General features: G+C 65.6%; 22 protein-coding genes. 6 read left to right on the forward strand and 16 right to left on the reverse strand.

All coding sequences use genetic code 11. From position 1 onward, the window contains the following. Positions 1–111 precede the first annotated feature (111 nt). Positions 112–1518, reverse strand: coding sequence for a glutamine synthetase family protein (locus ACED67_RS11100; RefSeq protein ID WP_395541680.1), 1407 nt, complete (start codon positions 1516–1518; stop codon positions 112–114). 1 nt (position 1519) lies between these two features. Continuing rightward, positions 1520–2911, reverse strand: a complete 1392-nt coding sequence (locus tag ACED67_RS11105) for an aspartate aminotransferase family protein (protein WP_395541681.1) — start codon at positions 2909–2911, stop codon at positions 1520–1522. A gap of 177 nt (positions 2912–3088) precedes the next feature. Here ACED67_RS11105 and ACED67_RS11110 point away from each other — a divergent pair, with 177 nt between their 5' ends. Continuing rightward, positions 3089–3766, forward strand: coding sequence for a hypothetical protein (locus ACED67_RS11110; RefSeq protein WP_395541682.1), 678 nt, complete (start codon positions 3089–3091; stop codon positions 3764–3766). A 55-nt stretch (positions 3767–3821) separates the two neighbouring features. Here ACED67_RS11110 and ACED67_RS11115 read toward each other — a convergent pair whose 3' ends face one another. The 10 genes from ACED67_RS11115 to ade form a co-directional block, all read right to left on the reverse strand. Then, on the reverse strand, positions 3822–4985 hold the full coding sequence (locus ACED67_RS11115; RefSeq protein ID WP_395541683.1) for an alpha-hydroxy acid oxidase: 1164 nt from the start codon (positions 4983–4985) through the stop codon (positions 3822–3824). A gap of 62 nt (positions 4986–5047) precedes the next feature. Then, positions 5048–5746 (reverse strand): sirohydrochlorin chelatase, encoded by a 699-nt coding sequence (locus ACED67_RS11120; RefSeq protein ID WP_395541684.1) that lies wholly within the window; start codon positions 5744–5746, stop codon positions 5048–5050. Continuing rightward, a complete protein-coding gene (locus tag ACED67_RS11125) occupies positions 5743–6654 on the reverse strand; it encodes a LysR family transcriptional regulator (protein WP_395541685.1) in 912 nt (303 codons plus the stop codon). Before ACED67_RS11125 ends, ACED67_RS11120 begins: the two co-directional genes overlap by 4 nt. A 38-nt stretch (positions 6655–6692) precedes the next feature. Beyond that, entirely contained in the window at positions 6693–7370 is a 678-nt protein-coding gene (locus tag ACED67_RS11130) for a DUF1028 domain-containing protein (protein WP_395541686.1), read from the reverse strand. A gap of 59 nt (positions 7371–7429) precedes the next feature. Next, the gene (locus tag ACED67_RS11135) at positions 7430–7846 is read right to left on the reverse strand and encodes a RidA family protein (RefSeq protein WP_395541687.1); all 417 of its coding nucleotides are present in this window, start codon (positions 7844–7846) and stop codon (positions 7430–7432) included. Between the two features lie 24 nt (positions 7847–7870). Next, the gene (locus tag ACED67_RS11140) at positions 7871–8137 is read right to left on the reverse strand and encodes a hypothetical protein (RefSeq protein ID WP_395541688.1); all 267 of its coding nucleotides are present in this window, start codon (positions 8135–8137) and stop codon (positions 7871–7873) included. 131 nt (positions 8138–8268) lie between these two features. Next, positions 8269–9402, reverse strand: coding sequence for an aromatic ring-hydroxylating oxygenase subunit alpha (locus ACED67_RS11145; protein ID WP_395541689.1), 1134 nt, complete (start codon positions 9400–9402; stop codon positions 8269–8271). 153 nt (positions 9403–9555) lie between these two features. Continuing rightward, the gene (locus tag ACED67_RS11150; RefSeq protein ID WP_395541690.1) at positions 9556–10203 is read right to left on the reverse strand and encodes an SGNH/GDSL hydrolase family protein; all 648 of its coding nucleotides are present in this window, start codon (positions 10201–10203) and stop codon (positions 9556–9558) included. After that, a complete protein-coding gene (locus ACED67_RS11155; RefSeq protein WP_395541691.1) occupies positions 10200–10964 on the reverse strand; it encodes an SDR family NAD(P)-dependent oxidoreductase in 765 nt (254 codons plus the stop codon). Before ACED67_RS11155 ends, ACED67_RS11150 begins: the two co-directional genes overlap by 4 nt. A 127-nt stretch (positions 10965–11091) precedes the next feature. Next, positions 11092–12792 (reverse strand): adenine deaminase, encoded by a 1701-nt coding sequence (gene ade / locus ACED67_RS11160; RefSeq protein ID WP_395541692.1) that lies wholly within the window; start codon positions 12790–12792, stop codon positions 11092–11094. An 89-nt stretch (positions 12793–12881) separates the two neighbouring features. Between ade and ACED67_RS11165 the strand changes: the two genes are divergently transcribed. Then, positions 12882–13820 carry a DMT family transporter gene (locus ACED67_RS11165; protein WP_395541693.1) on the forward strand — a complete coding sequence of 313 codons (939 nt, stop codon included), beginning with the start codon at positions 12882–12884 and terminating at the stop codon, positions 13818–13820. 160 nt (positions 13821–13980) lie between these two features. Here the strand turns inward: ACED67_RS11165 and ACED67_RS11170 are convergent, their stop codons facing one another. The 4 genes from ACED67_RS11170 to ACED67_RS11185 form a co-directional block, all read right to left on the reverse strand. Beyond that, complete coding sequence (locus ACED67_RS11170) at positions 13981–14877, reverse strand: hypothetical protein (protein ID WP_395541694.1); 897 nt, start codon at positions 14875–14877, stop codon at positions 13981–13983. Between the two features lie 156 nt (positions 14878–15033). Next, positions 15034–15858, reverse strand: a complete 825-nt coding sequence (locus ACED67_RS11175; RefSeq protein ID WP_395541695.1) for a ParB/RepB/Spo0J family partition protein — start codon at positions 15856–15858, stop codon at positions 15034–15036. 100 nt (positions 15859–15958) lie between these two features. Then, entirely contained in the window at positions 15959–19453 is a 3495-nt protein-coding gene (gene dnaE, locus ACED67_RS11180) for a DNA polymerase III subunit alpha (protein WP_395541696.1), read from the reverse strand. A gap of 172 nt (positions 19454–19625) precedes the next feature. Then, positions 19626–20162, reverse strand: a complete 537-nt coding sequence (locus ACED67_RS11185) for a DUF2269 family protein (protein ID WP_395541697.1) — start codon at positions 20160–20162, stop codon at positions 19626–19628. Between the two features lie 328 nt (positions 20163–20490). Between ACED67_RS11185 and xdhA the strand changes: the two genes are divergently transcribed. From xdhA to ACED67_RS11205, 4 genes are read left to right on the forward strand one after another with little or no spacing between them, the layout of a single operon-like run. Next, the gene (gene xdhA, locus ACED67_RS11190) at positions 20491–21891 is read left to right on the forward strand and encodes a xanthine dehydrogenase small subunit (RefSeq protein ID WP_395541698.1); all 1401 of its coding nucleotides are present in this window, start codon (positions 20491–20493) and stop codon (positions 21889–21891) included. Further along, a complete protein-coding gene (locus ACED67_RS11195) occupies positions 21888–24443 on the forward strand; it encodes a xanthine dehydrogenase molybdopterin binding subunit (protein ID WP_395541699.1) in 2556 nt (851 codons plus the stop codon). Before xdhA ends, ACED67_RS11195 begins: the two co-directional genes overlap by 4 nt. Further along, on the forward strand, positions 24436–25377 hold the full coding sequence (gene xdhC / locus ACED67_RS11200) for a xanthine dehydrogenase accessory protein XdhC (RefSeq protein ID WP_395541701.1): 942 nt from the start codon (positions 24436–24438) through the stop codon (positions 25375–25377). Before ACED67_RS11195 ends, xdhC begins: the two co-directional genes overlap by 8 nt. Beyond that, positions 25374–26909, forward strand: a complete 1536-nt coding sequence (locus ACED67_RS11205) for an ABC transporter ATP-binding protein (protein ID WP_395541702.1) — start codon at positions 25374–25376, stop codon at positions 26907–26909. The genes xdhC and ACED67_RS11205 overlap by 4 nt, the downstream gene beginning before the upstream one ends. Positions 26910–26974 lie beyond the last annotated feature (65 nt).

Here is a 26974-nt window from a genome sequence, read left to right on the forward strand (position 1 = left end):
GAAGACAGGGTTTTCCCAGCCTTTTCCGCGCCTTGCCGACGAAATGCGGCGGCGCGGGCCTTGACCCGCGCCGCAGAGGTAGGATTTCGGCAAGGTGGGCTTGCCGCCGCCCTAGACCGTGTGCAGATACAGGTCGAAATCCACTTCGGACACGGTCCGCATGACGCGCGCATATTCCGCCGCCTTGATCGCGGTAAAGGTGCGGTGCATGTCTTCGCCCAGCGCATCCTTCAGGAATTCCGAGGCCTTGGCCGCCACGATCGCCGATTTCCAGTCGCTCGGGATCGCACCATCGCCGCCATCCTCATAGGCATTGCCGGTGGTTTCCGGCCCGGGGTCGATGCCCTCGCGCAGCCCCTTGCGGATGCCCGCCAGCACCGTGCTCGCCACCAGATAGGGGTTCGCATCCACCCCCGCTGGCCGGTGCTCGATCCGCCGCGCCCTGATATCCCCCGCCGGAATGCGCAGGGCGACCGAGCGGTTGTTCACCCCCCAGCTCAACGACACAGGCGCATAGCTCTGCGCCGCGAAGCGCCGCCAGGAATTCGCATGCGGCGCGAAGACCAGCATCGATTCCGCCATCGTCGCCTTCAGCCCGCCCAGCGCGTGCAGAAGCCGCTGATTCCACACGCCTTCCTGTTCTTCGACGAAGACGTTCCTGCCGCCTTTATCCAGCATCGAGACATGGAAATGCATGCCCGATCCGGCGTAATTCTCGTTCGGCTTGGCCATGAAACAGGCGGTCACGCCATGGGCGCGCGCCTGCGCCCGGACGATCCGCTTCAGCCGCATCAGGTCATCCGCGGCCTGCATCACATCGGTCCGGTAATGCAGCGTCAGCTCATATTGCCCCGGCGCGTATTCCGAAATCATCGTCTCGGCGGTGATCCCCGCCAGTTTTGCCCCGGCATAGATATCGTTGAACAGGGGCAGCATACCATGCAGGTGATCGACCGAATAAACCTCGGTTTTCCAGGACTTGCGCCCGTCCAGCACATCGCGCGCGGGCTGCATCTTGCCATCCGCGCCGCGGGCGTTGTCGAGCAGGAAAAACTCCAGCTCGAAAGCCCCCGCCGGATACAGCCCTTCCGCCGCCAGCGCATCGACCTGGCGTTGCAGCGCATGGCGCGGGTCCGAGGTCATCGGCTCGCCGTCCAGCGTGTACATCGCCATCAGCACCTCGCCGCGCGGCGGGGTGGTGTTGTGCAGCGCCACAAGGCTGCCCGGAATCGGCCAGGCCCGCAGGTCGCCATCGCCCTGATCCCAGATCAGCCCGGTCTCATGCACATCCTCGCCGCAGATATCGAGGCCCAGGATCGAGATCGGCAGATGCCGCCCGGATTTGTAAAACGACTTTAACTCATGCCGCCGGATGATCTTGCCACGGCCGATACCATTGGAATCGTGCAGGACAATGTCAAAGGCCTCGATCTCGGGATGGGCGTCGAGAAAAGCCTCGGCCTCGGCGATGGTGGAACCCGAAGGGCTGGTGGTGGGGTCGTTGGCAGGGGGCGTCATGTCAGGCTTTCGCGAAAAGTTCGGTCAGTATTGCGTCAAAATGGGCGATCAGGCGGTCGATCTGCCGTTTTCGCGTCGCCGGGCTGACCAGCATCATATTGTGGAAGGGCGCGATCAGCGAGCCGCGAGTCAACAAGCCCATATGCAGCGCCGCCTCGACCGCGGGCTGATGCGCAAGCGCCGCCTCGGCGCCGTTCTTCAGCGGGCCCGGGGCGCAGATGAATTCGACCCGCGCGCCCACCCGCACCACATGCCAGGGCGCGCCATGGCGGGCGATGCTTTCGGCCAGACCGGCCGACAGACGCTCGGCCCCGCGCTCCATATGGGCATAGGATTGCGCGGTCATCACTTCCGACAAGGTGGCGGCCAGACAGGCGAATTGCATCGGATTGGCGGAAAGCGTGGTGCCCATGCCCGAATGGCCCGAGGCGCGCTTGCCATTGGCCTCCTCGTATCGCTGCGCGACGGCCTCCGTAACGCCCCAGATGGCGGTGGGCATCCCGCCCGCCACGCATTTGCCGACGATGAACATGTCGGGCTGCAAGCCATGCACCCGCGTATAGCCGCCCAGACCAGAGGAGATCGTGTGGGTCTCGTCGATCATCAACAGCGCGCCATATTGGCGTGTCAAAGCGCGCAACCCGTCATGGAAGCCCGGATCGGGCAGGACCATGCAGGAATTGGTCATCACCGGTTCGGTCAGGACGGCGGCGACCTCTCCGGTTGCCAATGCGGCCTCGACCCCGGTCAAATCATTGAATTCACAGCATATCGCCGAAAGGGACAGATCGGCGAACTGGCCCAGAAGACCGGGCCGGGTGATGGTCTTGCCCGCCGCATCCAGCGTGACCATCGCCTCGTCGATCGTGCCATGGTAGCAACCGTTGAAGACCAGCACCTTGGGCCGCCCTGTCACCGCACGCGCCACGCGCAGGGCGAAACGGTTGGCATCCGTGGCCGTGGTGGCGATCTGCCAGCAGAAATCACCGAAGCGCGCGGTCAGCAGCGCACCTGCCTGCAAGGCGGTTTCGGTCGGCAGCATATAGGTCAGCCCGCGCCGCGCCTGATGGCGAATCGCCCGCGCAACAGGGGGCGGAGAATGGCCGAACATGCTGCCCGTATCGCCAAGGCAGAAATCATCGATCTGATTGCCGTCGATATCGGTGATCACCGCGCCTTCTGCCTTGTCGATCAAGGGCAGATGCGGCATCGGCCAATCGGCCATCCAATGCATCGGCACGCCCGAAAGGAACGCCCCTGCCCCCTTCGCCAGCGCCTTGGCCGCCTTGGGCCGGCTTTTCGAAAAGCGTTTCGCCTCGCGCGCGGCGAAGGCGGCAAGACGGTCGCGCGGGATACCGGCGATCAGGCTTGGATCGTCAGACGGGTCAGACATGCGGGGACCTCCTGCAAGGCCCTCTCTATGCCGCATAATTTGATCAAAAAGCAAGAGATGAAAGGCGCAGGTCTGGCGGACGCTTGATATTTGGGGAGGCTTCGGCCAGCTTCCGACGCACCAAGAATGGGGCTTCAGATCATGTGCATTTCCGCCCGTCCGACCCCTGTTCTAGCGATGGCCCTGACGTTTGCGGTGATCCTGCCGCCCGGCCTTGCGCAAGCCTGCCCTGGCCCCTTCGCCGAGGAACACCACTACCCCGCCTGCACGATCCCCCTGCCCGATGCGGATGAAGTGGTGACCATCGTGGAAGGCCATCCTGCGGAACAGGCCGATCTGCGCCTGGGCGACGAGGACGCGCGTCCCTTTCTTGTCCAGGTGGATATCGCGGGCGACACGGCCCGCAATTACATTGTCCTGACATCCTACTATCCAACGATCTGGGTCTTCACCGGAAAGCTGGACCAGATCTCGCGCGTCATCGTGCTGGGTGCGACCGGAGCGGGACCCTTGGCCGCGGGGGTCGTCGGGGTTCCCGCCGAAAAGGTGCATTTCACCGATCCCACCCCGCTGCCGCACACTATCCCGATATCAAGTTGCACGCGCTTGTATGAGGCGTGTTCGCCTGCCCAATGGTTTGGCGAACACCAGGACGTGAAGACCTTCATTCATCCGCCGTCAAGCCAGCCCTGGCTGGGCAAGGCGGAACGGGCCGGATGGTATGTTCCGCCCGATGACCATCGCCGGGCCGATGTGGCCATCGCGCGGCCCTCACGCGATCCTGCTCAGGCCTCCGGCCCGATCGACCCAGCAGAAGTCATCTCGCCCCTGTTGGTGACGGCCGGGACGCCCTGAGGAGGGCGGTCACGGCCAGGATAGTCCCGGCTGCGCGCCATCCCGCGCCCGCCGCTCAGGCCCAGCTGCCCTCGAAATCCTGTGGCACCAGCACATCATGGCGACCGAAATCACGGATGTTCCGCTCGCCGCACAGCGCCATGGTGATGTCCATCTCCTTGCGGATCACCTCCAGCGCCTTGGTCACGCCCGCCTCTCCCATCGCGCCCAGCCCGTGGATATAGGCCCGCCCGATCATCGTGCCGGTCGCGCCCAGCGCCAGCGCCTTCAGGACGTCCTGGCCCGAGCGGATGCCCGAATCGAGCCAGATCTCGGTCTTGCCCGCCACGGCGCGGGCGATCGAAGGCAAGGCGCGGATCGAGGACAGCGCACCGTCAAGCTGCCGACCGCCATGGTTCGACACCACGATCGCATCGGCGCCATTGTCCACCGCCATCTGCGCATCCTCGGCGTCGAGAATGCCCTTCATCACCAGCTTGCCACCCCATTGGTCGCGGATGCGGGCAACCTTCTTCCAGTCCAGCTTCAGGTCGAACTGCTCATTCGTCCAGGCGGTCAGGTCGGCCAGGTCGGTGACGCCCTTCACATGACCCACGATGTTGCGGAACTGGCGGCGCGGCGTCCTGGCCATGTTCCAGGCCCAGCGCGGCTTGGTGGCGATGTTCAGGATATTCGGGATCGTCGGCTTGGGGGGGCTGGTCAGCCCGTTCTTGAGGTCCTTGTGGCGCTGACCCAGCACCTGAAGGTCCAGCGTCAGCACCAGCGCCGAACATTTCGCCCGCTTGGCGCGTTCGATGATCGCATCGACGAAATCCTCGTCCCGCATCACGTAAAGCTGGAACCAGAACGGATCGGGGGAATGTTCGGACACGTCCTCGATTGAACAGATCGACATGGTCGACAGCGTGAAGGGCACCCCGAACTTGGCCGCCGCGCGTGCGGCATGGATCTCGCCGTCGGGATGCTGCATGCCGGTAGACCCGACCGGCGCCAGCGCCACCGGGATCGTGACCTTCTGGCTCAGCATCTGACCCGAGACATCGCGGTCCGACAGATCGCGCGCGACGCGCTGACGCAGCCGGATCTTGGCAAAATCCGAGGTATTTTCGCGGAAGGTCTGCTCGGTATAGCTGCCCGATTCACAATAATCCCAGAACATCTTGGGCGTGCGCTTCTGATGCAGCCGCTTGAGATCTTCGATGCAGGTGATGACGGGCATGGCTGGAATTCCCCGATATTGGTTAGGTTCTTTTACCAATTTCGGGGTTCACTGTCCATGGTTCAATCAGGCGCGAAGCGGCAAGAGGCGCAGAGCGGCCGCGGTTGACGCAGGGCTTCGGCGATCAGCGCGGGAACGCGCGGGTCATGCCCCAGGGGCGGCAGGATACGGCCCGCAAAGCCGGCCTCGGCCAGCGCGGCTGGAAGGTCTTCTTCGACATGGGCGCCCGCCATGGCGAAGAAGGGCAGGCAAAGCGCCGCCGCGTCCCAGCCCTGCACCTGCGCCAGCCGGGGCATCTGGTCGATGAAGGCCGCTTCCGCCCTGCGGCGGGTGGCAAGGCCGATCCGTCGCGCCAGCGCCCTTGCGATCGCGGCGGGGATGGCCGACTTGAAACTGCCATGCGCGGCCAGCAGCACCTCGCCCCCGCCCTGTTCCGCGACGATGTCCAGCGCCAAGCCATGCGCCGCCGGGTCACAGCCGAAGGGTTCCATCACCTGCCAGCCCGCAATGCCCGCCTCGGCCAGCCGGGCCGGAATCGCGCTGCGCGTGAACCAGCCGCCTGCCATGAAAAGCGGATAGATCAGACCCGGCGCACGCCTCCTTGCCGCCTGCGCCAGGGCATCGGGTTCGGCCAAAGTGGCCGCGCCCACATCCCAATGCGGCAGATGCGCCGCCACCCTTGCCGCAAGGTCTTCCAAAGCCGCTGCTGCCGGGCCGGGCGCTGAAGGTTGACCATGCGCCACGATCAGGGCGGTGCTCACGGCGCGACCCCCGCCGCCAGCGTCTCGCGGCAATGGTCCAGAAACGCCCGGATCACCAGCGCGCCGCGCCCGCCTTCGGCCAAGACCAGACCCAGCGTCAGCGGCGGCACACCCGCGATGGGCACCATCACCAGCGGCTGACCATCGGGCGCGATCTCGGGCGCGGGGCGGATATTTGCGATCGAATAGCCAAATCCATTCGCCACCATCGCCCGCATCACGCCAATGTCCCGCGTGCGCTCGACGACATGGGGCCGAAGCCCATGCGGACGGAAGACTTGCAGGAAGTAGTCGGTCGAGAAGGGCAGATCGAGCAGCACCATCGGATGCGGGGCCAGATCCCGGGCCGTCACCTCCGCCCGGTCCACCAGCGCGTGACCTTTGGGCAAAAGCGCATAGGGTGGCAGGGTCAAGAGCGGCTGGAATTCAAGATCCGGCGGGATATCAAGATCATAGGTCAGCGCGCAGTCGAAATGCGCCTGGCGCAACCCGTCGAAGATCTCGGCCTGATGGCGCTCGAACTGATGGAAATCCACCTCCGGGTGGCGGGCGGTGAAGGACCGCCGCAACCCCGGCAGCACAACCTGGGCAAAGGTCTGCAAGCAGGCGAGATTCAGCGGGCCGCGCACCTGCCCGGTGATCGCATTGGCCAGATCATTGAGCCGCCCCGCCGCGGCCAGCACGGCGCGCGCTTCGGCCACGAATTGGCGGCCGCCCTGCGTCGGCGACAGGCCCTGGGCATGACGGCGCACGAACAGGGGCAGGCCGAATTCCTGTTCAAGCTGGGATATGGCGGCCGAGATCGAGGGCGACGAGACATTGACCCGGTCGGCGGCGGCGGCGATTGAGCCGGTCTCGCCCACGGCGACCAGGTATTCAAGCTGACGAAGGGTGAAACGCAGAGGCATGGCGGCCAAGCTAGTCGCCGCTCCGCCAAGGTCAAACGCTATTCATCTCCGGGAACGCCATAGGACGGCGCCTCGCGCGGGTCCCTGGCGCGCTGGACATAGGCCGCCATCTGCGGGGCATAGACCTCCCAGGCGCGGGCAAGGATCTCGATCGGCTGCGCCGCCTCGTCCCAGTCGCAGCGCAGCGACGCCACGGGCCAGCTTTCGCCATCGACGATCAAGAGGCCCGCCGAATGGACCGGCCCCGCCTCGCCGCCCGCCGCCGCACCGGCCTTCAGCCCCGCCATCAGACGGTCGCCGAAGTCGCCCCTCGCGGCGTTGAAGCCGGCCACCATGGCCTTCGGCACCCCGGTTCCAGCCAGCAGATTGCCGCCCGCGATCACGCCCTCGCCCTCGGCCAGCGCCCAGATGCCCAGGGTCTTGCCGCCGGAATGGCTGGCAACGCGCCCCTCGCGATCCACGCAGAGAAGCTGGCGATAGTCGACGAAAGGAGCCTCGGCCACGACCTGAGCCATGGCCTCGGGCGCCGATGCCCCCCGTTCGATCAGATCCAGAAGGCGCGGCCCCAGAGCGGGATCGGTGATATTCTGGCTCGCCGCCACGCCCACTCCGGCGCGGGCATGGGCGCAACGGGCGGCAACCGCAGGCGAGGAGGAGGAAATCACCATGCCGAATCGTCCGGTCCGGGCGCAGCGGGCGAGAAGAGAGAAGGTCATACTTGGTCTCTTGCGTCTGGCCCCGGGGGGTTTCACACCCCGGGGCGGGTCCGGGAAACTCAGTCGGGGATGACAGCGGTGGCGTCGATCTCGACCAGCCAGTCGGGCCGCGCCAGCGCGACCACGGTCAGGCCGGTGCAGACCGGGTGCACGCCACGGATATATTCGCCCATGGTGCGATAGACCGCCTCGCGATGGCGCACATCGGTCAGATAAACCACCAGCTTGGTCACATGTTCCATCTTGCCGCCGCATTCCTCGACCAGCTGGCGGATATTCTGCATGACCTTGTGGGTCTGCTCGACCGGATCATGACTGTCGATGTTCTTGGCCGTGTCGAGATCCTGCGGGCATTGGCCGCGCAGGAAGATCGTGGTCCCGCCCTTGGCCACCACCGCCTGGGCGAGGTCATTGTCGAGCCGCTGCTCGGGATAGGTGTCCTTGGTGTTGAACTTGCGGTGGCGATAGTGCGCCATTGTGGTCCTTTCAGCCCGATTTCTTCAGGCGTCGGTTGCGAAATGATTCTGGGCGAAGAAGGTAAACCTCTGCGCCACAGGGGAAAGCTGGATCGTCTCAACCGCCCCGGTCAGAACATGATGGGTTCCAAGCTGCGTGGCACTGGCGGCGCGGCAGTCAACGGCGGCAAGGCGGGCCGCCATCCGCGACATGGCCGAGATGAATTGATCGCGCAACCGCGGCGCAGCATCGCGGGCGCGGATCGCCGGGCTTCGGGAGCCGGACAAAGGGACGATCAAGGCGGCGGACATGGCGGGTGCTTTCACGAAGGCCCGGGTCAGGCCGGGCGGATTGCGGACATCCCCCCTGCGGCGAACTGTCAGACCTTCTGACATGCTCTTGCGCCTGCCTGAGACTGGAATCGTCAATATTTCTCTACGATTTATGGCACACGGGCCGCGATCCAGCTTGCGAATTCGAAATTCGGCCGTTCCAGATGCGACAGGGCGCCGGGCGCCGAGAGTCCGGCCTTGAGCCCGCGGAACACCCGTTCGACGCATCCCTTGTCCTCGACATTGACATCGTCAAGCAACGCCCGCACGGCAGCAAGATGCGCCTCGGCCTCGGGGTCGGCGCACCATTCCTCGCTCATCCCGCCACCGAACAGCACATTCACATGGTCCGGCCCGTCCGGCGTCAGGCTGAGATACCAGAAATAGCCCGGCGTCAGCGTGATCATCAGCGAGGGATAGATCGAGAGAAGCCAGGTGATCCGGCGCTGGTCGCCCGTCAGTGTCGTGTTCGACGGATGGGCCAGGGCCAGCGGCAGCGAGTCGTTCTTGACGATCCAGTGATAGTTGAAGGCCGGAAAACCCTCGGGGCAGGTCATTTTCAGCAGGTCGACCGTGCCGCCGATGGTGCCGGAATGGCAGACCGGCAGATGGTAGCTTTCCATGAAATTCTCGGCCAGAACCTTCCAGTTGGTGTTCCAGCGGAATTCCTGGCGGAAATGTTCCCGATAGCTGGCCATGTCGAGATAGCCGACAAGGTTCTCGACATCCTTCAGAACCTCGGCCGGATCGGGCGCTTCGGGGTTGAGCGTGACCATGATCCAGCCCAGCCAGTCGGCGACCCGCACCTTCGGCAATGCGACCTGGTCCTTGCAGAAGCCCTCGTTCAGCGTCATCGCGGGCGCGCCCCGCAATGTGCCGTCAAGGTTGTAGGTCCAGGCGTGATAGGGGCAGACGATCGAGCGCGTATTGCCCCGCCCTTCCAGAAGCGTGCTCATCCGGTGGCGGCAGACGTTGGACAGGCCGCGCAATTGGCCCTCGCGGTCGCGCAGGATGATCACCGGTTCACCCGAGATCTCCATCGTCATGTAATCGCCCGGATTGGCCAGCGCGTCGGCGCGCCCCGCACAGAGCCATTCCTTCGCGAAGATATGCTCCTGCTCGGCGCGGGCGAACTCTTCCGAGACATAGACGGACTTCGGCATGGCGCGGGCGCGTTCGAAGGGCGCCGCCACGTTGGCACGCAATTCCTCGATCGGGGTCAGGGCGGGGTCATGGCTGGTCATCGGTGGCCTCGCGAAGGGCTGGGGGCTGGGGCAACGGCGCAGCGGCAAGGGCGCTTCCTCGGGCAGTCACGTCACGCAAAGGGTGTCGCCCGGATTCATCTTTGGCAAAAGCATCAAGTGACGCAGCCGTGGTTAGGATGCTCCTAAGCCAGGTCAACCCGCGGGGAACATCTCGCGGATCGCGGCTTCAAAGGTGCGGGCCAGCACCGGCATCGCCTCGGCCTCGTAATGGATGCCATCAAGAGGCGAGACCTGCACATGCTGCCCGGCATTCAGAAAGGCCACGCCCTGCCGCTCGGCGGCGGCGGCAATGCGCGGGGCAAGGCCCTGCGACTTGGCGGCCCCGCCGGCGAAGATTTCGGCCAGGCAGCCGGTCTCGGTGATCGGCGGCGGAGCGACCAGCAGGACCTGCGGCGCGGCGCCCTCGGGGCCGCACTCGCTGCGCAGGATCAGCCGGACCATGTTTTCCAACGACAGCGCGATGTCCATCGCGTTGACGCTGAAGCGTTCCTTCAGGTCATTGGTGCCCAACATCAAGAGCACGAGGTCGACGGGCTTGTGGCTTTCCAATATCGCAAGAAGCACCCGCATCCCGTTCCTGTGCGCACCCTCGACCGGGTCGTCATGCACCACGGTGCGGCCAGGATGGCCCTCGGCAATCACCTCCCAGCCCGGCAGGGCCTGGGCAAGCTGGTCGGTCCAGCGGTCTTTGCGGGCAAAGCGGCCATTGCCCGCCAGGGTCTCCATCGGCCTGGTGCCATGGGTGTTGCTGTCGCCAAAGCAAAGGAGCGTGCGGGTCACGGGGTCACCTCATAGGGCCAATTGGCCTGGGAAAAGGCGCCGCCATCGACCCAGAGCGTCTGTCCGGTGACAAAGGCGGCGGCTTCGGAGATCAGGAACAAGAGCGGCCCGGCCAGATCGCCGGGCTGGCCCACGCGGCGCAGCGGGGTAACGCGGGCCCAGGTTGCGGCGTAATCCCCGGCTTCGGCGGCGGTGCGGTCGGTCGCGATGGCACCGGGGGCCAGGCAATTGACGCGAATGCCATGGGGCCCCAGTTCGATGGCCGAGACCTTGGTGAATTGCTCGATCCCGCCCTTCGAAGCGGTGTAATCCACCAGGCGGGGGAACGCCTGCTTGTTGCAGCCCGAGCCGAGATTGACGATCGCGCCGCGCTTGCCCGCCGCGATCATGCTGCGCGCCGCGGCCTGGGTGTTCAGGAAAGAGCCGCGCAGATTGGTGCGCATCACCGCATCCCATTGCTCGACCCGCAGGTCAAGAAGCGGCGCCCAGGTCTGGATCCCGGCATTGTTCACCAGCGCATCCGGCGCCTCGCCCGCCCAATCGGCGGCTTCGGCATGAAAGGACGCGACCTGCGCCTCATCGCCCGCATCCGCCTCCCAGGCGCGGGCGCGGCGGCCCAGCGCGGCGACCCTGTCGCACAATGCGCCAGCCTGTTCTGCGCTGCCCAGATGGGTGAAGGCGACATCATGCCCTGCCCCGGCCAGCGCGAGGACCAGACTTTGCCCGATGGCCGAGGTTCCGGCCGTGACGATTGCGAACATGCCCCCTCCGAAGCCCTTGCGCCGCCACCCTAGCGGGCGCGGCGCCCGGGCGGAACTCCCCTTGGCGGCGGTTGCATGGCGGCCAGCCACCGGCCTTCGGCCTCCCCCCGAAGATCCCGCCGGGGCGTCAGGGGATGATCTCGAACCTGTCCACATCGACCATGCCATGATCGGTGATCTTCAGATGCGGGATCACCGGCAAGGCCAGGAAGGCAAGCTGAAGGAAGGGTTCTTCCAAAGTGACGCCCAGGGATCGCGCGGCAGCGCGCAGGGCGACCAGCTTGTCGCGGACCTCTTCGAAGGACAGAAGGCTCATCAGCCCGGCGACGGGCAGGGCCAGTTCGGCCAGAACCTTGCCGCCCTCGATCACCACGAAGCCGCCCTCGATATGGCCCAGGCGGTTGGCGGCCAGCGCCATGTCGGCATAATCGGCGCCCACAACGGCGATGTTGTGATGGTCATGGCAGACGGTCGAGGCGATCGCGCCCTTCTGCAGCCCGAAGCCCTTGACGAACCCTGTCGCCCGGTTGCCGTTCTTGCCGTGCCGCTCGATCACCGCGATCTTCACCAGATCACGCGCAAGGTCGGGCCGCTTGTCGCCATCCACCGGGGGAATGGTGAAGGTCAGGTGTTCGGTGATGATCTTGCCGGGCAGGATGCCGATCACCGGCGTCTCGGCGCGGTTGCCGCCGGTGCGGAAATCCTGCGCCGTCACGGGCGGGGCTTTGACCGACTGCCGCGCGACCGGAGCGGTCGTCGGACGCGCCGCAAATTCCTGTGGCGTCAGCTCGACCCCAGCGGCAAATACCATGGCGGCATGACAGGTCTCCAGCCCGTCGATCACAGCGATATCGGCCCGCTTGCCCGGCGCGATCAAGCCGCGATCCTTCAGCCCGAAAGCCTCGGCCGCCGACAGGCTGGCGGCGCGGTAGACCGCAAGCGGCGGCGCGCCCAGCGCGATCGCGGTACGGATCATGTAGTCGAGATGGCCATGTTCCGCGATGTCCAGCGGGTTGCGGTCGTCGGTGCAGAGGCACAGATAGGGCGAATGTCGCTCTGTGAGCAGGGATGCCAGGGCGTGCAGGTCCTTCGAGACCGAGCCTTCGCGGATCAGCACCCGCATTCCCTTGCGCAGCTTCTCCAACCCTTCCTCGGCTGTGGTCGCCTCATGTTCGGTGCGGATGCCCGCCGCGATATAGCCGTTCAGATCCAGCCCGCGCAAAAGCGGTGAATGCCCGTCGATATGGCGGCCCCGGAAGGCTTCCAGCTTCGCGAGGCAGCCTGGATCCTTCATCAGGACGCCGGGAAAGTTCATGAACTCGGCCAGGCCGATCACCTTGGGGTGGTGCATCAGCGGCACCAGATCCGCGGCCTCAAGCCGCGCCCCCGCCGTCTCCATATGGGTCGAGGGCACGCAAGACGAAAGCTGGACACGGATATCGATCAGGGTCTGGGCGGCACAGGCGAGGAAGTAATCGATCCCCGTCAGGCCGCAGACATTGGCGATCTCATGCGGGTCGCAGATGGCGGTGGTCACGCCGCGCGGGCCAACGCAGCGGTCGAACTCATGCGGGGTGACGAGCGAGGATTCGATATGCAGATGGGTGTCGATGAAACCGGGCACCAGCACCTTGCCGGTGACGTCGATCTCGCGCCTGCCCGAATAGCTGCCGAACGTGCCGACGATCGTGTCGCCGCAGATGGCGACGTCGGTCTCGACCAGTTCGCCGGTGATCAGGTCGAAGACCCGTCCGCCTTTCAGCACCAGATCGGCGGGGGCAAGGCCCCGGCCCTGATCGATCAGGTCGGAAAGCGGGGGCTGTGGCATGGTCTTCTCCTTTTCCGCCCAGATGATCGCGAAGCGCTGGCGGCGTCCAGAGGGTTGCGGGCGCGGCGGGGCTGTGAAATGCAGGATACATGGATCCCCGCCCCGCCCGGCCGCTGCGCGGCATCGCGCTCAAGCTTGTGTCGGTTCTCATCTTCATCGTCATGCAGGCCTTGATCAAGGCGACCTCGGCGCATGTACCGGGTGGTCAGGCGGTGTTCTTCCGCTCCTTCTTCGCCATCCCGGTGATCGTGGTCTGGCTGCTGTGGCGCAAGGAGCTGTCGACCGGGCTGCGCACCGCGGATCCGTTCGGCCATTTCTGGCGCGGACTTCTGGGCACGGTTTCGATGGGGCTGGGCTTTTCGGCGCTGGGGTATCTGCCTTTGCCCGAGGTCACCGCCATCGGCTATGCCGCCCCGCTGCTGACGGTCGTCTTCGCCGCCATGTTTCTGGGCGAGGAGGTGCGGGCCTTCCGCATCACCGCCGTGGCCCTAGGTCTGGTGGGGGTGCTGATCGTGCTGTCGCCGCGCCTCTCGCTGCTGACCGAGGGCGCGGCCTCCTATCGCGAGGCCTTTGGCGCGGCGCTGGTGCTGGGCGGCGCGGTCTTCGCGGCACTGGCGCAGGTCTTCGTCCGCAAGCTGGTGATGGCCGAGAAGACGCCCACCATCGTCTTCTGGTTCTCGGTCACGGCGACGGTCCTGTCGCTGACGACCATCCCTTTCGGCTGGGTCTGGCCGGCGCCGCGCGAGGCTGCGCTTCTGATCGGCGCCGGGCTACTGGGCGGCGTCGGACAGGTGCTTTTGACCTCGAGCTACCGCGAGGCCGATGCCTCGGTCATCGCGCCCTTCGACTATGCCTCGATGCTGTTCGCCCTGGCGATCGGCTGGTTCGTCTTTGCCGAGCTGCCAACGGCCACGATGCTGGCGGGGGCGGCGCTGGTGGTGCTGGCGGGCTGCCTGATCATCTGGCGCGAGCGGCAGCTGGGGCTGAAACGGGCAAGGCAGAGGAAGTCGATGACGCCGAACGGGTGAGCCGGAGGCCGCAAGGGCGGCTGTCCCACGGTGGGACAGGGGGTGAGGCGAGGGATTTCAATGGGTTAGGGTGGGCGTTAAGGATTCGGTAATTTAGTCATACGTGCGATCATTCAAAGATTAGAAGAATGGTCGCTCGACTTCAGAGCGCTGATCGACGCTAGCGCAGCACCTTCCTTCGTTCCCGTTTAATATGTCTCGGTAGATTCTTGGCGGGTCCGGGAGAAAACTTAGAATCCGTACCCCGTCTTTCGTTCCCTGCGTCTGGAAACATCTCCACCATTCGATCAGTTGCCGCGGATATAATTCCTGCTCCAAACTCTAGAACCATTGTCAAGGCGCCCTGATCAAATGCATTCTTGAGCCCCGTACCGCGACCATCTGGCTCAATGCGATAGAAGGTGAAAGAAAAGACGTGGGCGTATTGTGATAGGTAGTTGTAGAAGAAATCAAACTCATCTTTTTTCAAACCTGCCGCAAGAATAAGATCGTGCCGCGAGGGAATGTGCAATCTCTCGCCCCTCAGTATCCCAGCCCGTACAGAGGCGTCTAGAGACTTAAAGTACTCAATGCCGTTCAGCCTATTGATCAACTCAAACTCCTGCGCCTTTAGCCATTCGAGGTCGCCCTCAGATAACATACGGGGGAGGATCGAGATCCTCTTCTTGCAGTCGTAAAGATGCATCACATTAACGTAAGTCCTCTGAATTTCTAAGTCGAAGGGCGCGTCCGCAAGATAACGAAAGAGAATATATCCTTCCAAAATAGACCTGGAATACGCGGCGATGGTCGACAAGTCCCAATGCTCGAACTCGCGATGTGCCCATCGCGACTGCGGTGCGGCACAGATCGTCGAGACTGCATGGCTACAAATTCGGGCGAACACATGCGTCGAATATCCGACTGCTGGAAGCGCAGTCCTGTTCGCCGTCGCCTGCCCCACAGCAAGCGCCTCGCACGTGGCCGCATCAAAGCGTTTTAGGGCATCGCGATACCTCGCCTGTGGCACTTTTTCTGATCCTGAATCTTTAACGCATCGCATTTTCTCTTCCTGCACTTCTGCAAACCGATATTCAGAACAATAGTGCCAAACCGTGATCAAAGTGTCAGCAGATATTGGGTTTCCGCAAAGGAACAAACTTGAAACTGAAAATGTCTTGAGAACAGGCTGCCTGCAGTTCCCGGTCTTGAAATGGTGTTCGAGCCCTCGCCCTCACTTCTTCTGAAACAACCTTTCCACCTCGTCCAGCACGTCATCCACCAGCCCGCCCTTCCGCGCCTCCGGGCCGGTAAACCGCAGGATCCATCCGTTGCGACAGGGTTCCCGCGTGATCTTCAGCCCGTGATGCAGATACAGGCCCATGCGCGGGCGGCCGGGGCGGGGGTCGGTGGGGTGGAGGACCTCATGCTCGATCACCGGCACGAGCGCCTTCCATTGGTCGTCGAGCGACTCGCCTTCCAGCGGCAGCAGGGCGTTGAGGAAGATCTCTTCCATCCCCAGCCGCAGCGCGGCGCCCAGGCTGTCCATCTGTTTCACCGTCAGCCGCTCGGGCGTGGTGATGTGGCCGTCGAGTGCCGCCACGACATTGGCATGGCCGCGCAGCCGGCTGTAGGTCTGGCGGTTGCGGTTGGGGTAAAGGGCGGCGACAGCGGCGTCGAGCGTGGGGAAATGGCCCAGCGCCATGGCGTTCCAGATCAGCGCGCCTTTCTCCCATGGCGTGATGGCAGAGCGGTTTTCGTTTTCCGAAACCATGGCGGTGAGGGCGGCCTGGATCGTGGCGGGGCCGCGGATGAAGGCGGGGATCGTCTCATGCTTGAGCGCGATACAGGCGGTGAGGCGGCGCAGGCCGGAAAGAAGGCCGAAGGTGAAGGGCGGCTCCGGCTCGGCCAGGGGATAGACCTCGATCGGCATGCGCAGCCCCTCTTCAAAGATCGAGCGGCGCAGGAGGGCCAGTTCCTCGGGGTCCAGTTCGCTGCGGTCGCGCAGGAGGGAGTCGGGGTCGATCGCGCTGATGGGGAGGAGTTCGGGCAGGTCCATGGCGGGCGCCTTTCGCAAGCGGGATGCGAAAGGAGGCGGCCGGCGGGGTGAAGGCCGGGTGAAGCGGGCGCGCGGTGCGGAGGATGGCGGGGCGCTCGTCCTAGATCTCTTCCACCATCACCACGCCCTGCATGGCCTTGATCGCGCCCTTGATCTGGGGCGTGACCGGATAGGGTTGCGGCAGGGTGAGGTCGATCTCGCGGCCTTGCTCGTCGGCAACGCAAAGGGTGATCTGGGCGCGGCTCTTGCCGGTGACGCTGGCGAGAAGGGTGGCGACGGAGGTGATGGCCTCGGCCCGGTTGAGGTGGATGCGCAGATCGGCGGCCCCGGCCTGGTCGGCGACGGCGTCGATGGGGGTGACGGCATTCGCCAGAAGCTTGACGCCTTCGCCATCGGGGTCAGCGCGGACGGTCAGAACGACGTTGCGGCCGGGTTCCAGGTTCTCGCGCGCGGTTTCCAGCACGTCGGAGAAGACGGTGACTTCGTAAAGCCCGGTCGGGTCTGACAGTGAGACGAAGGCGAAGCGGTTGCCCTTGGCGGATTTGCGTTCCTGTTTCGCGCTGACGGAGCCCGCGAGTTTCGCCACCATCGGGGCGCCGCGGGCCATGACGGTCTGGGTCAGTTCGGAAAGGGTTTTCACATCCTTGCGGCGGAGCGCGGACATGTAGTCGTCGAGCGGATGGCCCGACAGGTAGAAGCCGACGGCCAGGTGTTCGTGGCCCAGCCGTTCGACCGGCAGCCAGTCGTCGCGCCAGGGCAGGCGCGGTTCGGGAATGTCGGTGCCGCCGGCGCCGAAGAGCGAGACCTGGGCCGAGGCCCGGGCCTCATGCACCGCGGCCGAATAGGCGACGAGCGGGTCGAGCGCCTCGAAGACGCGGGCGCGGTTGGGGTCGAGCTGGTCGAAGGCGCCGGCGCGGGCGAGCATTTCCAGGGGGCGCTTGCCGATCTTCTTCAGATCGGCGCGGCGGGCGAAATCGAAGAGCGTGGCGAAGGGCTTCTCGCCCCGCGCTTCGACGATCAGGCGCATGGCATCGACGCCGACATTCTTGAGCGCGCCCAGGGCATAGATCACCTGGCCCTGCCCGACATCGAAGGTGGCGAGCGAGCGGTTGACGCAGGGCGGCACCACCTCGATCCCCAGCTTGTCCAGCTCGCGCTTGTAGACGGCCAGCTTCTCGGTGAGATGGATATCGCAATTCATCACGCCGGCCATGAATTCGACCGGGTGATTGGCCTTGAGCCAGCCGGTCTGGTAGCTGACGACCGCATAGGCGGCGGCGTGCGACTTGTTGAAGCCGTAATTGGCGAATTTCTCCAAAAGGTCGAAGACTTCGCCCGATTTCTTCGGGTCTATGCCATGGGTCTTGGTGCAGCCCTCGATGAACTTCGGCCGCTCCTTGGCCATTTCCTCGGCGATCTTCTTGCCCATGGCGCGGCGCAGCAGGTCAGCGCCGCCCAGCGAATAGCCCGCCATGACCTGGGCGATCTGCATCACCTGTTCCTGATAGACGATGATGCCCTGGGTTTCCTTCAGGATATGGTCGATGGTCGGGTGCAGGGGTTCGATGTCGCGCAGCCCGTTCTTGACCTCGCAATAGGTCGGGATGTTCTCCATCGGGCCGGGGCGATACAGCGCCACCAGCGCCACGATGTCCTCGATGCAGGTGGGCTTCATGCGCCGCAGCGCATCCATCATGCCCGAGCTTTCGACCTGGAACACCGCGACGGTCTTGGCGGCGGCGTAAAGGTCGTAGGTCACCTTGTCGTCCAGGGGGATATGGCCGATGTCATTCTCGGCCCCCGCGGGCGGGGCATAGAGCTTGCGGCCATCCTGGGCGATGTGCAGGGGGCGACCGCCCTTGAGGATCAGGCTGATCGCGTTCTGGATCACGGTCAGGGTCTTGAGACCCAGGAAGTCGAACTTCACCAGACCCGCCGCTTCCACCCATTTCATGTTGAACTGGGTGGCGGGCATGTCGGAGCGCGGGTCCTGATAGAGCGGCACCAGCGCATCGAGGGGCCGGTCGCCGATCACCACGCCCGCGGCATGAGTCGAGGCGTTGCGGTAAAGCCCCTCGATCTGTTCGGCATAGGTCAGAAGGCGGCCCACCACCTCTTCCTTGGCGGCCTCGCGCAGGCGCGGCTCATCTGCAAGGGCCTTGGTGATCGAGACCGGCTTGACGCCTTCGACCGGGATCATCTTGGACAAGCGGTCGACCTGTCCGTAGGACAGTTGCAACACGCGGCCCACATCGCGGACCGCCGCCTTGGACAACAGCGCGCCGAAGGTGATGATCTGCGCCACCTTCTCGCGCCCGTAACGGTCCTGCACATATTTGATCACCTCTTCGCGGCGATCCATGCAGAAGTCGATGTCGAAGTCGGGCATCGAAACCCGTTCGGGGTTGAGGAAGCGCTCGAACAGCAGGGCATAGCGCAAGGGATCAAGATCGGTGATGGTCAGCACATAGGCGACCAGCGACCCTGCGCCCGAACCGCGCCCCGGCCCCACCGGGATGTCGTGCTTCTTGGCCCATTTGATGAAATCGGCCACGATCAGGAAATAGCCGGGGAAGCCCATCTTCTCGATGATCCCCAGTTCGAAGCGCAGCCTTTCCTCATATTCCTCACGCGGGGCGGCCAGCGGGATCACGGCCAGGCGGCGATCCAGCCCTTCCCAGGCCTGACGGCGCAATTCTTCGACCTCGTCATCGGCGAAGCGCGGCAGGATCGGCTTGCGTTTCGACACCATGAAGGCGCAGCGACGCGCGATCTCGACCGTGTTCTCGATCGCTTCGGGCAGGTCCGCGAACAGCGTGACCATTTCGGCCTCGGACTTGAAATAGTGTTGCGGCGTCAGGCGGCGGCGCGGCTCCATCTGGTCGACATAGGCGCCCTCGGCGATGCAGATCAGCGCGTCATGCGCCTCATACATCTTTGCGGCGGGGAAATAGGCGTCATTGGTGGCAACCAGCGGCAAGCCCAGTTCATAGGCCAGATCCACCATGCCGCGCTCCGAAGCGGCCTCGGCGGCGGTCAAGCGCCCGCCCTCGCCGGGATGGCGCTGCAATTCGACATAGAGCCGGTCGCCAAAGGCCCGGTGCAAGGCTTCGACCAGCGCGCGGGCCTTTGGCGCCTGTCCGGCCGCGAAGAAGCGCCCCAGCGGCCCCTCCGGCCCGCCCGTCAGGCAGATCAGGCCCTCGGCATGATCCGCCAGTTCCGCCAGCGTGACCTGCGGCAATTGCCCGCCCTTGTCGACATAGAGGCAGGTGTTCAGCTTCATCAGGTTCAGCCAGCCCGTCTCGTCCTGCGCCAGCAGAACGATGGGCGCGGGCAGGCGAGGCTTTTCGCCCGGGGCGGCGGGATCATGCGCCAGGCTGATCTGGCAGCCGATGATGGGCTGGAGGCCCGCATCCTTGGCGTGGCTGGAAAATTCCAGCGCGCAGAACAGGTTGTTGGTGTCGGTGACCGCCACGGCGGGCATGTCCATCCCCGCCGCCAGCTTGACCAGCTTCTTGACCGGGATGGCCCCTTCCAAAAGCGAATGCTCGGTATGGGTTCGCAGATGGATGAATCGGGGGGCGCCTTGGGTCATGGGACAAGGCTATCGAGAATGGATGGCGGCGGCAAACCCCCGATGGGCCGCCGCCGCCTGACTTGTTCTACTCGCTGGCTGTGCCCGATCCCTTCGCGCCCTTGTCCGGGCGGGTGGGGAAAAGAAGGGCGGCAAGGGTCCGGGGAAGGAAGCCGATCATTCTGGCCTCCGCTCAGACCGGCTGGCCCAGGGGACGCAGCGTGGCCAGCGCGGCCAGCACAAGCACCGTGCCCAGCCCCGCCAGAACCGCAACCTCGCCCCAACCGGGTTTGACCACCATCAGGAAGATCACGGCGAATTGCACCGCATAATCCAGTTTGGCGAGGCGGAAGATCCGGCGCAGCTCGGGCAGGGCTGCGGGGGCGCCGCGGGTTTCGGCAAGTTTCACCGCGCGCTCCGCAGAAGGGCCAAGGATCAGCGATCCGAACAGCGCGGTGAAGACGACACCCGCAAGGCCCAGCACGGTGAAGGCCTGCCAGCCCCAGCCCGCAAGGAACAGAAGCGCCACGCCCGACGCGAGCGTGATCAGGCTGACCGGCATGAAGAGGCGCGGTCCCAGGAAGGCCACGATGCGGATCAGCGCCAGAAGCTCTTCGGCGCTGGCGCGGCCTTGTCGCAGCATTCCCGCCAGAAGAAGGGTAAAGCCGCCGCCGATCCAGAGGATGGCGGCGGTTACATGAACGAATTTGAGGAGGAGAGTGAAGTCCATTTGAAAAGGTCTCGTGTTCGAAAAAATTCGGTTCTATGCGTTTACGCGCAGAAGCGAACACAAGGGAGTGGGGAAAACCTGACCCTGCGTCACTTCCTTGGTTGCGCCGGGCCCGATGGCGCCACTTTTTCAGGCAGGCGCCTGGCGCAACCTTTCGGGAAAAGGCAAAAGAGCTTCGTCCGGAGGCAAAGAGTTTTGTCTTGCCTTGAATCGTCGCCCCCGGCTTGATGACGATCAACAAGCATAAAAGGGGCGCGCGCCTCGCTTTACGCCGCATCGGGCGGGCGCGCAGAATGCCTTCAACGGGGAGACCGCGGCGGACTGACATATGAGCGGGATCGCGTTTCTGTTGAACGGAACGCCGGTCCGGGTCGAAGGCGAAAGCCCGACGCGGACCCTTCTCGACTGGTTGCGGGAAGACCGTGGCCTGTGCGGCACCAAGGAAGGCTGCAACGAGGGCGATTGCGGCGCCTGTACCGTCATGGTCACGGATGCGGGCGGCAGCAAGGCCGTCAATGCCTGCATCCTGTTCCTGCCCCAGTTGCAGGGCAAGGCGGTGCGCACGGTCGAAGGCATCGCGGCCCCCGATGGCGCGCTGCATCCCGTGCAGGCGGCGATGGTGGATTGCCATGGCAGCCAATGCGGCTTCTGCACGCCGGGCTTCATCGTCTCGATGGCGACGGCGCATCTGAACGGCGCGGCCGACCATGACGACCAATTGGCCGGAAACCTCTGCCGCTGCACCGGCTATGCGCCGATCATCCGCGCGGCCGAGGCGGCGCGCGCGCAGCCGGTCCCCGGCCATTTCGCCGAAGATGCCAAGTTCATTCCGGCGCAAATGCTGTCGGAGGGTCCGGGGGAGGACGCGCCCGCGGGCGTGGTCCAGCCGACGAACAGCGACGATCTGGCCGACTGGTATCTGGAGCATCCCGAGGCAACCCTGATCGCGGGCGCCACGGATGTCGGCCTCTGGGTGACCAAACAGCTGCGCGATCTGGCGCCGGTCGCCTTCCTGAACCGGGTCGGCGACCTTCAGGGGATCGAAAGGCGCGGCGGAGAGCTGCATGTCGGCGCGGGCGTGACCATCGCCGACATGCGCGAGGCGGTGGCCGCCAGCTTGCCCTCGCTTGCGGAACTGTTCCGCCGCTTCGCCAGCCAGCAGGTGCGCAATGTTGCGACGATCGGCGGCAATATTGCCAATGGCTCGCCCATCGGCGACGGGCCGCCCGCGCTGATCGCGCTGGGGGCGCGGCTGCATCTGCGGCGGGGGGATGAGATGCGCAGCCTGCCGCTGGAGGATTTCTTCCTCGACTACCGCAAGCAGGACCGCAGGCCGGGCGAATTCGTCGCGGGCGTGTCCTTTCCCGAGACCGCGCCCGCCTTCCGCGCCTACAAGCTGTCGAAACGCTTCGATCAGGACATTTCCGCCGTCTGCGGCTGTTTCAACGTGACCGTCACCGACGGCAAAGTGACCGCCGCCCGCATCGCCTTTGGAGGCATGGCGGGGGTGCCGAAACGCGCGACGGCCGCCGAAGCGGCGCTGGTCAGACAGGCCTGGGACGAGACGGCCATCGCGCAGGCTGGTGCGGCCATGGCGGGGGATTTCACACCGATGAGCGACATGCGCGCTTCGGCCGCCTATCGGATGGAGACGGCGCAGGCGATGCTGACCCGATATTTCCACGACCTTGCCGGCGGCGCGGTCTCGGTTCTGGAGGTGGCGCCATGACCATGGGCAAAGCCCTGCCGCATGACTCGGCAGCCCTGCATGTCACCGGACAGGCGCGGTATCTTGACGATATCCCGCTGCCCAAGGATGCGCTGCATCTGGCCTTCGGCCTGTCGTCCATCGCCTGTGGCGAGATCGTCGAGATGGATCTCGGGGCGGTGCGCGCGGCCCCGGGCGTGGTCGCGGTGATCGCAGCCGATGACCTGCACGAGATCCCCGATTGCTCGCCCTCGCTGGGCGACGAGCCATTGCTGACCTCGAAGCGGGTCGAGTTCCATGCCCGCCCGATCTTCATCGTTGCCGCCACCAGCCATCTGGCGGCGCGCAAGGCGGCGCGACTGGCGAAGATCCGTTATGCCGAAGAGACGCCGATCCTGACGGTGGAGCAGGCGCTGGCCGCGAACAGCCGGTTCGAGGCCGGGCCGGTGGTCTGGGCGCGGGGCGATGCGGTGGCGGGGATCGCGGGCGCGCCGCATGTGATCGAGGCCGAGTTCGAGATCGGCGGGCAGGAGCATTTCTATCTGGAGGGCCAGATCGCCGCGGTGCTGCCGCAGGACGATGGCGGAATGCAGGTCTATTCCTCAACCCAGCATCCGACCGAGGTTCAGCACAAGGTCGCCCACGCCCTGCATCTGCCGATGTCGGCGGTGCGGGTCGAAACCCGGCGCATGGGCGGCGGGTTCGGCGGCAAGGAAAGCCAGGGCAACTGGCTGGCGATTGCCTGCGCCGTCACCGCGCGCGCCACCGGCCGGCCCTGCAAGATGCGCTATGACCGCGACGATGACATGGTGATCACCGGCAAGCGGCATGACCTGAAGATCCGCTACCGCGTGGGCTTCGACGATCATGGCCGGGTGTTGGGTCTGGATTTCACCCATCTCTTCCGCTGCGGCTGGAGCATGGATCTGTCGCTGCCGGTGGCCGACCGCGCGATGCTGCATGCCGACAATTGCTATTTCCTGCCCGCGATCCGCATCGAAAGCCACCGGCTCAAGACCAACACCGCCAGCGCCACGGCCTATCGCGGCTTTGGCGGGCCACAGGGGATGATCGGGATCGAGCGGGTGATGGACCACGTCGCCCATGCGCTGGGCCGCGAGCCGCTGGAGGTGCGCAAGGCGAATTTCTATCGCGGGATGCGCGGGCCCGGGGCTGGCTCGGCGCAGACCTCCCCAGCGGCGATGGCGAAAATCGCGCCCGAGACGCCTCCACTTGATGACGAGATTGACCTGACTTCGCGCGGGGCCGAGGGGCTGGCCGGGACCGGTCGCCGCATCGATGCGGCGCATTCGACGGGCGCAGCGGCGCGGGTCGAGGGCACAAGGGAAGCCGGCCATGCCCGGCGCATCGCGGCGGACCATTCCCCCGCGGCGGCCAAGGCGGCGGTCGAGGCCGAGCGGCTGGCCGCCCTGCCCCAGACCACGCCCTATGGCATGGAGGTGACCGATTTCATCGCCGATCAGATGGTGGCCGCGCTGGAGCGGAGCGCGGATTACCGCGCCCGAAAGGCCGAGATCGCGGATTGGAATGCGAAATCCCCGATCCTCAAGCGCGGCATCGCGCTGAGCCCGGTGAAATTCGGCATCTCGTTCACGCTGACCCATCTGAACCAGGCGGGCGCCTTGGTGCATGTCTATCAGGACGGGTCGGTCCATCTGAACCATGGCGGCACCGAGATGGGCCAGGGCCTGAACCAGAAGGTCGCGCAGGTGGCGGCTTCGGTCTTTGGACTTGATCCCGGCGCGATCAAGATCACCGCGACGGATACCGGCAAGGTGCCGAACACCTCGGCCACGGCGGCAAGTTCGGGGTCGGACCTGAACGGCATGGCGGCGCGCGAGGCTTGCATGACGATCCGCGACCGGATGGCCGCCTTCCTGGCCGAGAAGCATCAGGTCGCGGCGGAAAGCGTGCGCTTCGCCGAGGGCGCAGTGAAGGTGGCGGGCGAGGTCTATCCCTTCGAGAAAGTGGCGCAATGGGCCTATCAGGCGCGGGTCTCGCTGTCCTCGACCGGCTATTACGCCACGCCCAAGATCGCCTGGGACCGGGTCAAGGGTCAGGGGCGGCCGTTCTATTACTTCGCCTATGGCGCGGCGGTGACCGAAGTGGTGATCGACAGCCTGACCGGTGAGAACCGCATCCTGCGGGCCGATATCCTGCATGACACCGGGTCAAGCCTGAACCCGGCGCTGGACCTGGGCCAGATCGAGGGCGCCTATGTGCAGGGCGCGGGGTGGCTGACGACCGAGGAACTGGTCTGGGACGGCAAGGGGCGGCTGTCGACCCACGCGCCGAGCACCTACAAGATCCCGGCCTGTTCGGACCGGCCGCGGGTGTTCAACGTCGGCCTCTGGAGCCGCGCGAATGGCGAGGAGACGGTGGGCAAGTCCAAGGCCGTGGGCGAGCCGCCCTTCATGCTGGGGATCTCGGCCTTCCTGGCGCTGTCGGATGCCGTGGCGGCCTGCGGCAGCGGCGCCTGGCCCGATCTGCAGGCCCCGGCCACGGCGGAACGGGTGCTGGCGGCGGTCAAGCGGGTGCGCGGCGATGTTTGACCGTGACGCGCTGGCAAGGGCGGTGGGGACCCATGGACGCGTGGCGCGGGTGGTGATCGCCTCGCATGCCGGCAGCGCCCCGCGCGAGACGGGCACGGCGATGCTGGTCTGGGAAGGCGGGCAATCGGGCACGATCGGCGGCGGCGCGCTGGAGCATCAGGCGGCGGCGCTGGCCCGGGAGGCGCTGGAAACGGGCGACCGGCTGGACAAGATGCCTTTGGGCCCGGCGCTGGGCCAATGCTGCGGCGGGGCCGTGGTGCTGTTGACCGAGGTCTGGACGGCGGCGCGGCTGGCAGGGGTGACGAGCGCGGCTTTGGTGCGGGCGATGCCGGGCACCACGGGCGAGATGCCGCTGAAAGTGGCGAACCGGCTGCGCCGCGCGCGCCATGGCGAGGTGCCGCTGCGCCCGGAAGCGGTTCAGGGCTGGATGATCGAGCCCCTGGCCCAGGCGGAGCGGCAGATCTGGATCTGGGGCGCGGGCCATGTGGGCCGGGCGCTGGTGGCGGTTCTGGCGCCCTTGCCGGGTCTGGCGATCACCTGGGTGGATATGGCGCGCGAGCGGTTTCCCGAAGAAGTGCCGGAAGGGCTGCGCGTGCTTTGCGCCGAGCGGCCCGAAACGCTGGTGGCGGGGGCGCCGCAGGGGGCCGAGCATCTGATTGTCACCTATTCTCATTCCCTTGACCTTGACCTGTGCCACAGGCTTCTGAACCATGGCTTTGCCCGCTGCGGGCTGATCGGCAGCGCGACCAAATGGGCGCGGTTCCGGGCGCGGCTGGGGGCTTTGGGCCATGCGCCAGGGGCGGTGGCACGGATCGATTGTCCGATCGGCGATCCCGCTTTGGGCAAACACCCGCAAGCGATTGCGGTGGGGGTGGCAGCGGCGCTGCTGCGGCAAAAGAAGAACAACGCGTCACGACAGGAGAACGCGGGATGACGGGGACGGAAAGGAAGGAACTGCTGCGCATCGAAGGCGTGACCAAGGCCTATCCGGGCGTCGTCGCCAATGCCGATGTGGGTTTCTCGATCGGCGAGGGCGAGGTTCATGCGCTTCTGGGTGAGAATGGTGCGGGCAAGTCGACACTGGTGAAGATGATCTACGGGCTGGTGAAGCCCGATTCAGGTGCCATGCATCTGCGGGGCGCGCCCTATGCGCCGGGCAAGCCCGCCGAGGCGCGGCGGCTGGGTGTCGCGATGGTGTTCCAGCATTTCAGCCTGTTCGAAGCGCTGACCGTGGCCGAGAATGTGGCACTGGGCATGGAAACGCCGCCGCCGATGCGGGAATTGGCGACGCGGATCCGAGCGGTGAGCGAGGAATATGGCCTGCCGCTGGACCCGGCGCGGCTGGTGGGCGATCTGTCGGCAGGGGAACGCCAGCGGGTCGAGATCATCCGCTGCCTGCTGCAAGACCCGAAGCTCTTGATCATGGACGAGCCGACCTCGGTCCTGACGCCGCAGGAGGTGGAGATCCTGTTCCGCACCCTGCGGCAATTGTCGGCCGAGGGGACCGCGATCCTGTATATCTCGCACAAGCTGGAAGAGATCCGGGCGCTGTGCGATGCCGCGACGATCCTGCGCCGGGGCCGCGTGGTGGCGACCTGCACCCCGCGCGAGAAGACGGCGCGCGAGATGGCGGAGCTGATGGTCGGCGCGAGCCTGACCCCGCCGGAACGGAAGCCCGGCCAGAAGGGTGAGGTGGGCCTGGGCGTCAGCGATCTGTCGCTGCCCTCGCCCATTCCCTTCGGCACGTCGCTGAAAGAGGTGAGCTTCACCGTCGCCAAGGGCGAGGTTCTGGGCATCGCGGGCGTTGCGGGCAATGGACAGGACGAATTGCTGCTGGCGCTGTCGGGCGAATTGCCCAGCGCAGCCGACAAGGTGCGGGTGAACAGCCGCCCGGTGGGCGATCTGGGGCCGGTCGGGCGGCGTCGCGCCGGCCTGGTGGCCGCCCCCGAGGACCGCTATGGCCATGCGGCTGCGCCGGATATGAGCCTTGTCGAAAATGCCTTCCTGACCGCCGGGTTGCGGCGGGAGCTGATGTCCGGTGGCTTCATCGACTGGAGGAAGACCAGAGCATTCGCCGAAGAGATCATCGCCGATTACGACGTGCGCACACCGGGGCCAGATGTGGCCGCCCGCGCGCTGTCGGGCGGCAATCTGCAGAAATTCCTCATGGGGCGCGAGCTGATGCAGGGCGCGGGCGTCATCGTCATCAACCAGCCGACCTGGGGGGTGGATGCGGCGGCGGCGGCGGCGATCCGGCAGAAGATCCTGGATCAGGCGGCGCAGGGCGCGGCTGTGGTGGTGATCAGCCAGGATCTCGACGAGCTTCTGGAAGTGGCAGACAGCTTTGCCGTGCTGAACGAAGGGCGATTGACCAAGCCCCGGCCGACGGCCGGGCTGACCATGGACGAGATCGGGCTGATGATGGGCGGGGCGCATGGCATGGAGGTGGCGCATCATGTGGAATGAGGCGCAATTTTCTTCGAAGAGAATGGCGGATTCCCTCCTGGGAATCTGCGTCGCCCTGCCGATGG

Source organism: Neotabrizicola paludis (genome assembly GCF_044142105.1).
GTDB lineage: Bacteria > Pseudomonadota > Alphaproteobacteria > Rhodobacterales > Rhodobacteraceae > Pseudogemmobacter.

Bases quoted from the DNA above. Each gene is read 5' to 3' on its own strand.
- ACED67_RS11165 (WP_395541693.1), top strand. From the start codon at position 12,882: ATGGATCCCCGCCCCGCCCGGCCGCTGCGCGGCATCGCGCTCAAGCTT.
- ACED67_RS11110 (WP_395541682.1), top strand. From the start codon at position 3,089: ATGGCCCTGACGTTTGCGGTGATCCTGCCGCCCGGCCTTGCGCAAGCC.
- ACED67_RS11145 (WP_395541689.1), bottom strand. From the start codon at position 9,402: ATGACCAGCCATGACCCCGCCCTGACCCCGATCGAGGAATTGCGTGCC.
- xdhA (WP_395541698.1), top strand. From the start codon at position 20,491: ATGAGCGGGATCGCGTTTCTGTTGAACGGAACGCCGGTCCGGGTCGAA.
- ACED67_RS11125 (WP_395541685.1), bottom strand. From the start codon at position 6,654: ATGCCTCTGCGTTTCACCCTTCGTCAGCTTGAATACCTGGTCGCCGTG.
- ACED67_RS11130 (WP_395541686.1), bottom strand. From the start codon at position 7,370: ATGACCTTCTCTCTTCTCGCCCGCTGCGCCCGGACCGGACGATTCGGC.
- ACED67_RS11205 (WP_395541702.1), top strand. From the start codon at position 25,374: ATGACGGGGACGGAAAGGAAGGAACTGCTGCGCATCGAAGGCGTGACC.
- ACED67_RS11100 (WP_395541680.1), bottom strand. From the start codon at position 1,518: ATGACGCCCCCTGCCAACGACCCCACCACCAGCCCTTCGGGTTCCACC.
- ade (WP_395541692.1), bottom strand. From the start codon at position 12,792: ATGCCACAGCCCCCGCTTTCCGACCTGATCGATCAGGGCCGGGGCCTT.
- ACED67_RS11195 (WP_395541699.1), top strand. From the start codon at position 21,888: ATGACCATGGGCAAAGCCCTGCCGCATGACTCGGCAGCCCTGCATGTC.
- ACED67_RS11105 (WP_395541681.1), bottom strand. From the start codon at position 2,911: ATGTCTGACCCGTCTGACGATCCAAGCCTGATCGCCGGTATCCCGCGC.
- ACED67_RS11140 (WP_395541688.1), bottom strand. From the start codon at position 8,137: ATGTCCGCCGCCTTGATCGTCCCTTTGTCCGGCTCCCGAAGCCCGGCG.
- ACED67_RS11175 (WP_395541695.1), bottom strand. From the start codon at position 15,858: ATGGACCTGCCCGAACTCCTCCCCATCAGCGCGATCGACCCCGACTCC.
- ACED67_RS11155 (WP_395541691.1), bottom strand. From the start codon at position 10,964: ATGTTCGCAATCGTCACGGCCGGAACCTCGGCCATCGGGCAAAGTCTG.
- ACED67_RS11115 (WP_395541683.1), bottom strand. From the start codon at position 4,985: ATGCCCGTCATCACCTGCATCGAAGATCTCAAGCGGCTGCATCAGAAG.
- xdhC (WP_395541701.1), top strand. From the start codon at position 24,436: ATGTTTGACCGTGACGCGCTGGCAAGGGCGGTGGGGACCCATGGACGC.
- dnaE (WP_395541696.1), bottom strand. From the start codon at position 19,453: ATGACCCAAGGCGCCCCCCGATTCATCCATCTGCGAACCCATACCGAG.
- ACED67_RS11185 (WP_395541697.1), bottom strand. From the start codon at position 20,162: ATGGACTTCACTCTCCTCCTCAAATTCGTTCATGTAACCGCCGCCATC.
- ACED67_RS11135 (WP_395541687.1), bottom strand. From the start codon at position 7,846: ATGGCGCACTATCGCCACCGCAAGTTCAACACCAAGGACACCTATCCC.